The organism is Nostoc sp. LPT (genome assembly GCF_017115165.1).
Taxonomy (GTDB): Bacteria; Cyanobacteriota; Cyanobacteriia; order Cyanobacteriales; family Nostocaceae; genus Nostoc.
The window spans coordinates 1-8,919 of the sequence record NZ_JABXKF010000073.1; the positions used below are offsets into that span (position 1 = coordinate 1).

Consider the following 8,919-nt stretch of genomic DNA (forward strand, 5'->3'; position numbering starts at 1 on the left):
TAAACGACTGCCCGAATTCAATAAACGACTGCCCGAATTCAATAAACGACTGCCCAAATTCAATAAACGACTGCCCGAATTCAATATAGGAACTTAGCAAATTTGCTTTTATTAAACACAAAAGCGATGGCTTTGCCAACGCCTGCCGTAGGATGCCCGAACGCGAACAGCGTCTCCTTTAGGAGAAGGGCTGTAGGGCGAACGCAAGAATTGAACCAATACAAAGCGTAGACACAAAGGGGCGAGTCAAGAGACATCGCACAAAAATTTACACCAATTCTCATGCCTAATTCTATGTAAAAACACTTAAAAAGCTATTGACAAGTATAAAAATATACTATATATTGAAATAAGAAAGGCGATCGCAGACTCTTGGCCGAGGGCGATCGCCTTTCATTTAACCCCTACAATTGGAGTCAACTATGATCATGACACAATCAAAAAAGTTCGCCAAATCACAACAAAAGCAGTATTTACCTACTCAAGGTAACAACGCACCCCCTCTGAATTTATCTGACTAAAAGCCATCGCCAAAAAGAGAACCGATTAAACATTTATTAATTGGTTCACCAAAAGCCGTTACCAGCACAATTCACTTGTTGCAAGTTCTCGGCTATGCCAACGTTGGTGATTGGAGTGTCGTACTACCAACAGGTAATCCAGATGAAGTCATGAGTATTTTAAGCCGTCAGATTTTGATGCAATAACTCAGTCAAACACTATCTAGTTCCCTCACGCCACTTGCTTCAAGTCGGGCATTGCCCGCCCAACGCAGTGGCTCCCCTTTATAAGGGGAGGGTTAGGGTAGGGTAAAAAATATTTGATACATTAATTATGACTTTTCAAACATCCCCTAAGAGACTGAAACGCCCCATCGATAATTCCGAAGTAAATATTATCTCTGCGACCTTTTGTCGGCTGAATTTTTGGTGAGTAAGACTATGACAGTAATTGGAGCAAAGAAGATTCCAAGGAAAAACCATAGCCATGCGTTGCGACCAGTATTCTGCGCCGACAATGCACAAAACGCTCCAATACAAAATACCGCAATACCTCCAACTTGCCTAACATCATCTTCTAGGTTATAGACTTGATACTTTAAATATTCTAGGTTAGAGACTTCATTCTTTAAACTTGTTACTTGTGACTCTAAGTTTGCAATTTGTGACTCCAGATTATTAGTATTCGGTGCATTTTGCTGGGTAATCCAAAAGTTTATTTCTGAATACCTTGCGTGAGTGCCTAAAATTTGCTGAATACAATCTTCCTGTTTACCACTGCTGATATAACTTGCCATGACTCCATCCTTATAGACAGCTATCAATAAACACGGATTATTATCCTAACGATAACATCCAAATCAGGACATTATATGGAAATTTTATAGATATTACTCTATACAAGAACGGCAATATAATGATTGGCTCAAAGGAATTGTAGCAAAGTGGTAGGTAGAGCGATCGCTTAAAGATGGGCAGCTTTATTGCATGATAGATAATAATTTATTTTGTAAAAGTTGCAAAATAATCTAAGATTTTGTGCATGACAGTGTTTATATTACTAAAATCATCATTTTGTGCAAGCATTTCTTCAGGTTTTTGAATATATTCACCTGCAACTAATTCCGAAGCGCAATTTTCAATAATTTGGCGAACACTGTCTTGAGTTGATTCTAGGTGAAATTGCAAACCTAATACTCTATCTTCATAAATAAAAGCTTGATTTACACATACTTCACTATAGGCTAGTCGTACAGCACCCAGTGGTAAGTCAAAAGTATCACTATGCCAATGAAACACAGTGATAGATGCAGGGAATGAAGCAAAAACAGCAGATTTTTGTACTTCTGTGGTCACTTGAATCGGATACCAACCTATTTCTTTCTCCTGACCTTTGTAAACCTTAGAACCTAAAACATCAGCGATTAGCTGCGAACCAAGACAAATGCCAATAACTATTTTATTCTTTTTGATTGCTTCTCCAATAAAATGTTTTTCAAAAGTCAACCAAGGATACCTATCATCCTCGTAAATATTCATCGGCCCACCCATTACTATTAACCAATCTAGGTCATCAACAGATGGTAAAGTATCATTGTTATAGAACTGAGTTGCAGAGAGAATATAATCTTTTTTTATCACCCACTGCTCAATGCTAGCAAGTCCTTCAAATGGTACGTGTTGTAAGTAATGAATTCTCATCCCTGACTGCTCCGAACTTAGTTGCAGTGTCATTTTTTACATTAAATTATATAAAAGTGAAAGAAAGCATAAGGCAAACAAACGCATTCATGCGACCTAAAAACTTTTGCAACAAAACCGATAAAAGTTGACTTTGTTGTGCATTTGACACACGAAGATTGGCGTGGATGTATTCGTACTACTGCTGGTGTGGGAGGTAGTATAACACCAGATAAAGTATAACTATTTGACCAGGAACTGGCGGCATTACTCCAAACAAACTATCCCACACCTATGCTTCAGGTTCATCATCAAGCTTGGGTTGCGATCGCTTTTCTATGAGAGGCTGCGCTAACGAGGTGCTTTGCGTAGTTTGCTTCCCCGTAGGGGTACGTTCGCTGTAGGCATTGCATTTTTACTTAAAGTTTTGATAAAGTCAGCGTTTGATTACGTAGTTGAATTGATTTTATCCAACCAAGTTGGTATGATAACTTCAACCGAAAACACCAACCCGTATAAAAGCATACGCCATCAATACTGTTGAATAATTTATAAAGTTTAAACGCTCAGATGGAGACTGTTTAAGCATTAGTTAAGCTGTTCCACACTTTTTAAATCATATATGGTCGTGTTGGCTGTTGAGTGTTAACTGTCAGCAGTCAAAAAACCTCACGAGTGATTATGCAATAAATATGTGTTTTAGCTTATCAAAAACGAGAAAGTGATTTTTTCCTTACTTATGGGCGATTAAAAAATGATGAAAAAGTATTTGCTTGCCGCTTCACTGACTGCATTAGTTGTCAATCTTAGCTTTACAAAACAAACTTTAGCAGCCACACTGGCTGCACCTCCTGAGGTGACTTTATATGCTGCTGGTAGCTTGAGGGGTGGGCTTTCGGAAGTCGCTAGTGCTTTTACCCAGGAATATGGGATTCCTGTCAAAACAGAATTTGCCTCCTCTGGTTCATTGAAAGATAGGTTGTTAGCAGGGGAAAAGGCAGATGTCTTTGCCAGTGCAGATTTAGGTAATGCCCTTACACTAAATCAAAATAACTTAAGTGGGGAAGTCCAAACGTTTGCCAGAAATTCTATCTATGCGATCGCTACACCTGAAGTGTCACTCACCACAGAAAATCTGCTTGATAAGTTTCTCGATAGCGACGTAAAATTGGGTATTTCCAAACCTGTAAGCGATCCCTTGGGAGATTACGGGGTCGAAGTATTTCGCAAAGCTGAACAAATTAATCCAGGCAGCTTTGCCCAACTCAATGGTAAAGCTGTAATATTATCAGGAACATTGCCGCCAGAAAGGAATAGTCCGGGGGGCAGCATAGTCTACTATCTGCAAGATATCAACAAAGCAGACATCTATTTGGTCTATTACACCAGTGCTTTATCTGCCCAACAAATTTCACCAAGTTTACAGATAGTAGAATTGCCAGATAGCTTAAAAACCGAAGCTGACTATGGTTTGACAGTACTTAAAAATGCAAATCCTGGAGGTTCAAAACTAGCTGATTATATCCTTTCACCAACTGGACAAAAAATACTAGCAAAGTATGGATTTAATAGTCCGAAGTCAGTTCCCGAATCTCAGGGGGTTGGTGGAATTTTACTTGCTGTGAGTGTAGCTTTTGCCTTGCAGAGAAAATTGATTGCTGCCAAACAGCAAAAAGTTCAAGTAAGCAATGAACCAATACGCTTGGGTTAGTACCAAAAACCTTAAACTGTGTAGGTTGGAGAACCACTGCGCCCTTGCGGTTTCCCGACTTGTTCGCTTTTAGCGTTCCCGCTCTTTAAAAAGTGGCGTTTGAGGAACGTAAACCCAAAATTTCCGCGGCTTTGGTGGGTTGTGCTTTGCTTAACCCAACCTACAATTTGTTTTAACTGAATCGTATTGAGCGATGAACACTACAGTTAGAAAATCGAAGAATCTGGTTAATTTTAAAACAAGCTGTTAGTAAATATTAAGAGATAATTTATGTTCAAAACAAAGTTTTTTCAAAAACCATTAATGGTTATTATGGGGTTAGCATTAGCTACTATTTCTACCGCTCAACCCTTCAAAGCTGCTATCTTTAGTTATCAGGAAGATACAACAAATGAACCGATTTGGCGGCGTGTAGCACCAGGGAATCCTCCCACTCTTATCAGTGGTGAAAAAGATGGTAATTTGGGAATGAGTGTACCTTACAGTGTATTAGATTTTATAGTGAAGCAATCAGGTTTATATACTATAAATGGTGAATCTGAACCTACGCCACCTGCAAATAGAAAATGGGATATTTTCTTAGCTTTATATCAGGACAGTTTCAATCCTACTGAACAATTAAGCAATGTTCTCATAGCAAGTACTACTACTAATGGTAGTACTGTTACTTTCAACCGAGAACTCCTTACAGGACAGAAATACTTTTTAGTTACTACCGGTCGTCGGGTGAATGATTTTGGTCGGTTTAGCAACACAATAAGTGGTTCGGGTCAAATTACACCAATTCCTGAATCAGATTCAATCTCTGCCATGTTAGTCACGGGTGGTATAACTTTACTACTGTATAAGCGAAAAGTAGGTTTTAGAATACAGCATTTATAAATCATTTGTAAGCATATCCCCGATTTCTTCAGGATGCATCTGGTCATTCCGGGGTATCACCCCTCACCCCATGATTTGATAAGGTTTACGGCGGAATACTAATAATGCGATCGCTAGAATTTCTCTTATTATCCAAATATTTTGGTAAAAATTGTAGAAACCAAAATATTTCTGAAAACCCTTCAAATTAAAGATGCCTACAACGCAGAGTTCCCACGCCACTTGCCTCAGCGATCGCCTTTTGTGTAGGAATTGGATTTTTACTATCGACTAAGCACCTGCATCAAGATTGTGAAAAAAAGCAATCCTGAGAGCCAATCGGCACTGTAGTGCAGTCGATGCGACTGGAGTTACCATGTGCCAGGAATTATCTGAGCGCACAATCACAGCCGAAAACTGGTTCAATGGTGCAATATCTTGGAAGACAGATTCTGGTTTTTCGTCCAAGAGAATTCGCAAACTACCACCCCAGTCCATAGACCATTGTTCATTGAAAAATAGCAAATGAGTCAGAGCTTTCGATGGTTCATCAGTATGAGGGCGATGACAGTGACCTAGATTATATCGACGAAACCCAATCACCATTGCACAGTCTTTCAATTCCACCCCAGACATCTGTGTTAAGGCTTGGCGGTAAGCAGGTGTCCACAGTTCTTCTATCAGTTGTCGCCAAATGCTGCCAAGATTACCAAGATTAGAAGATAATCTTCCTTGTGTAATGCGATCGCGCCAACGATCTGACAACTCAGGGCTGGCGCGATCGCTAAACTTGTACATCAAAGCCATATCCTCATTACTAGCAAGCATCTCACTCCAAAGATACCCATATCCTTCCCCTATTGATAAGCGAAACTGTTCCTGGGGAAAGCTGGCGGCAAGTTCCAAGCTAGCTGCTTTGGGCAACAAATTCTCGATTACAGCATAACGGTATGGAACTGATTGCATTGTTGTATGATGAATGGCATCTAAATTTAGCATTCTTAATCTTCTTTGGATTATGTTTGTAATTTACACTATCTGTATGATTGCTAAATTCAAGCTTGATATTATAAGTCAATAGTTTTCAATTTCAGCATTTAACTAATTCTAGCGAATGAGGTATATATTCTTTATTAACAAAGTTATTTTTTTACCAACTATTTGGGATAATAGTAGTAATTATTACAATTCCGACAACTGAATGAGATTAGGTTGAGTGTGAATCTTGATTGAGCTATTTATTTGTCAGCCGATCATAAAACTAAAATGAGTGTTTTCTTCTCAGATGAGGCGATCGCTAGGTTAATTCAGGAAGATGTTCCCTACCTAGATTTGACAACCTACGGACTTGGCATTGGCAAGCAACCTGGTGAAATCGAGTTTTCTACCCGTCATCCGATGACCATTTGCGCTACTGAAGAAGCAGCCAGAGTATTAAAATATTGTGGTGCCGAAGTTCATTATCAAGTCGAAAGTGGTACAGTCTGCCAGGAAAAGCAATTAATTCTTCAAGCTAGTGGCACTGCTCAAGCTTTGCACAGTGGCTGGAGAGTTGCTTTAAATTTGATGGAATACGCCTCAGGGATTGCTTCGCGTACAAGAGTATTAGTAGATACTGCCAAAACAGTAAATCAGTCTATTTCTATTGTGACTACTCGTAAATGTTTTCCAGGTACTAGAGCGCTTTCCATCAAAGCAGTTCTAGCTGGCGGGGGTTTTTTTCATCGCTTAGGATTATCTGAAACAGTTCTAATCTTTAACCAACACCTGATATTCTTGGGAGGTATAGTTGGGCTAACTGAGCGCATGAATGAACTGCGACGACAGTTTCCAGAACAACATATTTGCGTTGAAGTAGATACACCAAAAGATGCTTGGATGGCTGCTCAAGCAGGTGTAGATTTAATTCAGTTTGATAAAATTCCCCTACCAGACCTTGAGCCTCTAGTTTTGAAGTTGAAGCAGCAGTATCCAAACTTAAAACTAGCAGCGGCTGGTGGTATTACCTCTGAAAATATAAAGGATTATGCTAGCACTGGTGTAGGTATTTTAGTGACAAGTTCACCGTACTTTGGTAAACCGTGCGATATTGCAGTCAAAATGAGGATGGCACAGTAGTACATTTTTAATTTAGTTTGATACTTAAGATTGCAGTTGTTAAAACGCAGGAGCTGAACCAGAAAGAATAGTGTTTACGCAAGACTTAAAACGGAAGTAGAGCAGGGGTTTTACAAAGCTCTTAAGTAGTTGATGAAATAGAGCGATAGATGGCTATATCGCTCTGTTCACCGCACCTGTGAACGGTTCCACTTCTTTAGTCTATTGGTTGCATACACTACGAGTCTAGTAGCTGGATAGTTTTGCTCCAACTTATAGTGTCGGCACAACTACAACCCTTCTCTAGAAATCGGACAGTTTTCTAATTTACAGGTAAATCTCACTTATAAACCCTTTATTAGCTTGATAGTAACCTATTTATAAAGCACATAACGATAGCAAATTTATATACAATATTAAGCTTCACTATTTTAAAAAGAAATAAAAATTAATTTTGTTAGCGTTTAAATACCAAATAATATGGTAATCTACTCAATAAGTTGGTATTATCTTCAGTACATACATAGATACACTTATCCATTTTAAAAAACGCAAACCTATTCTGAGATTTGCGGATAACTTTGTCTTTGGATTCATTAGTTTTTAATAATTTATATTGAAAACTAAGCTATTTTGTCTTGTCTGGTAAGGAGTTGAAAGTTGAATGATTTGAAGGTTTTATTTTTTTCTAGCAAAATTTATCTTTGCTAAAAGGGGTTTAAGACCCCATCCCCAATGCCAAAGCTTGTTTTGTGTTGGGGTCTAAATCCCCAGACGCTCCTACGTCGCTATCACAAAATGTAATTGCGAATTGCGAATTGCGAATTGTTTAATGTCAACTTGCTCAGTTCTGGTGAGAACGATACTAATTTTTGGTGAGCGAAAAGCTTTGAGCAAAACTATCTAATTTTTTCAATATTCAATAGGAAATGGAGAAGGATTTTATGCATTTTACCCGCCAGATACCCATTGCGTCTTTAATACTATCGCTACTAGTTTTATGGCAACCTACTTTAGCTGACTCCAAAAGCGATCTTCCCTGGGATCGAGAAGAAAAAACACCTTCTCTATGGGATAAAAATAAGTGTCCTGGAGGTTCTTCACAAAGTTTTCGCTTGGGTGGAGAACTCAATAATCCAGCCACTTATAACTTGCAAAAACTGCAAAATTTGCGAGATACTTTAAAAAAACAAAATCCAGCATTAGTTACTGAAATTACTGTAAGCTTTCAAACCGGCTCAGGGCCACGAACAGAAACATACTACGGAGTTCCCCTATGGGAATTGATTAATAATCCGAAAGCCGGAGGTGGTCTCAAACCTGGAAATTCTGGGGTGAATAGTAAAAACTCTTTTCTGAGGCAATATGTTCTAGTTGACGCCACAGATTGCTATGGTGCAGTCGTAGCTATTGGTGAGATTCAACCTAACTTTGAAGGGAAAACAGTGTTAGTTGCATTTGCAAAAAAAGGTAGTGATGGTAAAGTCTTGCCTTTAACAGACGAAGGATTTGCTCGTTTAGTAGTTCCAGGTGACAAAGCTGGAGGTCGTTACGTTACTAATGTGACAAATATCCTCATATTATCTGCTCCTGCTTCTCCTTTGAAACCAAAATATTTCTGAAAACCCTTCTGATTAAAGACGCCGACAACGGAGAATTCTCACACCACTTGGTCAAGTAGACCAAGTGGCTTTCGATTGCAAACATTACGCCTTCTTGCTCATTTAAAACTAAGCTTTGATATTTTCATCCAGATGCAAGAATCAGGGTTTGATAAAGAGCATTCCAACCTTGTAAAAAAAGTTATATTAAACTCTCAAAAAAGTAACCAGTGCAGTTAGTGGCATTCAACTGCTTGACAAATTATATCATGTCCGCTTGATTACTTATCAAACCCGAAGAACCCCACCCCGCCAAAGCTACGCTTTGTCTCCCTTCCCGCAAGCGGCTACAGTGTACACACAAGTATGACCAGCATAGGTTTCAACTCTTCTAGTAGTTTCGTAGTAGCGTGTCTCATATCTTGCACCTGGAAATAGTAATGTCAATTCCATGACTAAGTGCTAAGGG

At 38.9% G+C, this 8,919-nt stretch carries 7 protein-coding genes; 4 read left to right on the forward strand and 3 right to left on the reverse strand.

What is annotated here, in order from left to right; all coding sequences use genetic code 11:
• Positions 1–895 precede the first annotated feature (895 nt).
• Entirely contained in the window at positions 896–1,297 is a 402-nt protein-coding gene (locus HWQ58_RS16325) for a hypothetical protein (RefSeq protein ID WP_292864441.1), read from the reverse strand.
• A 205-nt stretch (positions 1,298–1,502) separates the two neighbouring features.
• Complete coding sequence (locus tag HWQ58_RS16330) at positions 1,503–2,234, reverse strand: type 1 glutamine amidotransferase (RefSeq protein WP_292864443.1); 732 nt, start codon at positions 2,232–2,234, stop codon at positions 1,503–1,505.
• A gap of 700 nt (positions 2,235–2,934) precedes the next feature.
• On the opposite strand from HWQ58_RS16330, the gene HWQ58_RS16335 reads away from it, so the two are divergent.
• Together HWQ58_RS16335 and HWQ58_RS16340 are read left to right on the forward strand one after the other, a co-directional pair.
• Positions 2,935–3,891, forward strand: coding sequence for an extracellular solute-binding protein (locus HWQ58_RS16335; protein WP_292864446.1), 957 nt, complete (start codon positions 2,935–2,937; stop codon positions 3,889–3,891).
• 270 nt (positions 3,892–4,161) lie between these two features.
• The gene (locus HWQ58_RS16340) at positions 4,162–4,773 is read left to right on the forward strand and encodes a PEP-CTERM sorting domain-containing protein (RefSeq protein WP_292864450.1); all 612 of its coding nucleotides are present in this window, start codon (positions 4,162–4,164) and stop codon (positions 4,771–4,773) included.
• 270 nt (positions 4,774–5,043) lie between these two features.
• Here the strand turns inward: HWQ58_RS16340 and HWQ58_RS16345 are convergent, their stop codons facing one another.
• The gene (locus HWQ58_RS16345; protein WP_292864453.1) at positions 5,044–5,751 is read right to left on the reverse strand and encodes a 2OG-Fe(II) oxygenase family protein; all 708 of its coding nucleotides are present in this window, start codon (positions 5,749–5,751) and stop codon (positions 5,044–5,046) included.
• A gap of 267 nt (positions 5,752–6,018) precedes the next feature.
• Here HWQ58_RS16345 and modD point away from each other — a divergent pair, with 267 nt between their 5' ends.
• Together modD and HWQ58_RS16355 are read left to right on the forward strand one after the other, a co-directional pair.
• Positions 6,019–6,870, forward strand: coding sequence for a ModD protein (gene modD / locus HWQ58_RS16350; RefSeq protein ID WP_292864456.1), 852 nt, complete (start codon positions 6,019–6,021; stop codon positions 6,868–6,870).
• A gap of 923 nt (positions 6,871–7,793) precedes the next feature.
• Positions 7,794–8,471 carry a hypothetical protein gene (locus HWQ58_RS16355; protein ID WP_292864459.1) on the forward strand — a complete coding sequence of 226 codons (678 nt, stop codon included), beginning with the start codon at positions 7,794–7,796 and terminating at the stop codon, positions 8,469–8,471.
• The last annotated feature ends 448 nt before the right edge of the window (positions 8,472–8,919 follow it).